At 64.6% G+C, this 1,815-nt stretch carries 1 protein-coding gene; it reads right to left on the reverse strand.

What is annotated here, in order from left to right; all coding sequences use genetic code 11:
• Positions 1-44 precede the first annotated feature (44 nt).
• On the reverse strand, positions 45-1,815 hold a 1,771-nt coding region (locus tag CXQ94_RS21260; protein WP_146070399.1), incomplete at its 5' end, for an HNH endonuclease signature motif containing protein.

Here is a 1,815-nt window from a genome sequence, read left to right on the forward strand (position 1 = left end):
GGGCTGCGGGTTGGGGTTGGTTCTTACTTTCGCGGTCTTTGGTGTTATGGGTTTTTGGGGAGTCCGTGGTGGTAGGTGTTGTGGCGGGGTGTGGTGGTGGGGTCCAGGGTGTAGGGCGGGGTGTAGTGGGGTGTGCCGTGGAGGAGGGTGATTTTCCAGTCGGTGCGGTGGATGAGGTGGTGGTGGTGTGAGCAGAGGAGGGCGGCGTTGGTGATGGAGGTTTCTCCGCCGTGGTGCCAGGGGGTGATGTGGTGGGCTTCGCACCAGTAGGCGGGGGCGGTGCAGTCGGGGAAGGTGCAGCCGAGGTCGCGGGCGATGAGGATTTTGCGTTGGGCGGGGGTGAAGAGGCGTTGGGTGCGGCCGATGTTCAGGATGGTGTTGGTGGTGTCGAGGTAGTGGTGGGTGATCTCGGCGTCGCAGCAGGCGTGATCGAACAGGGTTAGGGGGACGGGGCCGTTGTGGGGTGTGTGGGCGGTGGCGGGTTTCCCTGCACGGTGTTGGTTCAGTTCGTGTTCGGTGGTGGTGATGATGAGTTGGGTTTTCAGGCCACCGTTGATGGGCAGTTTCTTCGTGCCGGCGGCGAGGGTGAGGCAGGTGATGAGTCCGTCCAGGAGGCGTTGGGCGTGGGTGCGGCGGTCTGTGACGGCAGGGTCGGTGCTGGCCGGGTCGATCGGATCCAACCCGTCCAGGCCTGCCCCGGATCCGGGGGCCGGGATCCTGACCCCATCAATAACCCGCGACCACCCCGCACCACCACTATCAATTCCTGAACCCGCGGTGGTGGCAACTGGCGTGGTGGTGCCGTTTGTGCCGGAGGTGCTGCCGGTCGCGGCGGCACGGTTGTCGGTATGACCGGCAGGTGTGTCCGCGTCGCTGACGCCCATGGAGGTGGTGGTGCCGGTGTTCGTGGTGGTGGTTGGGTCGGTGTGGTTTGTTTCCGGTGGTGGGTCCCAGCCGATGGGTGTGACCGGTGTGGGCTGGCCCCAGAGCCAGGAGAGGTCCTCGGTCTGCCCGGTTCTGGTGTCGGGGTGGTTGTACCAGCCGATACCTGTCGGATCCGTGGCGTGATGCAGCCACGGAGACAGCCCAGACCCCCTCCCGTCCAGTGTTGATGGCGCCGTTGCTCCTGCAACACCGGCGTCCGCGGGGACTGGTTCCCGGGCGGGGCCTGGTGTGGGCATAGCTGGTAGAGGCTGATCCCTGGGCCGCTCTGGTGGCACTGATTCTGGTCGTGGAGGCATGGTTGGTGGTGGTGCGGGTAGGGTCTTCGTGGGTGGCGTGACGAGGTCTGCGATAGTGGTGAGTTGGTCTAAAAGATTTCCCTGTCCGGGGATATCGCCGGCGGTATCGGGTTCCTTGCCATGCCTGGTCCCGGCCCTGGTAGCACCAGTACCACTTGCCGTAGCGTCGGGGCCATTCCCGTTCCCGTTCCCGCCGATGCTATCGGTTCTGCCTGGGCGGCTCGTGTTCTCGGTTCTGCGGGGGTGGCTATTGTTCTCGGGTTTGGTGGTGTTGTCGGTGCCGTCCGTGGTGGTGGGGGTGGTGTGGTTTTTGGGGTTGGTGGCCCAGCCGATGGTGATCATGAGCGTTTCGTATTGGGTCAAGGTCATGTGGCCGCCGAAGCGGATCAGGCCGTGGCGGGGTTGATGGAAGAAGATCCCTTGTTTGGCTAGTAGTGCCCCGTCGGTGGGTTGTTGCCCGTCGGGGTCCAGGTGGTTCAGGATCCGGGTCCCGACTCGGTGGAGGAAATCGGGTGTTTCCTGGGCTGCGTAGCCGGTGAGTGTTTCCTCGACCTCGTGGCGTTGCGCTTCCGGG

Source organism: Arthrobacter sp. GMC3, from assembly GCF_002929305.1.
Taxonomy (GTDB): domain Bacteria; phylum Actinomycetota; class Actinomycetes; order Actinomycetales; family Micrococcaceae; genus Specibacter.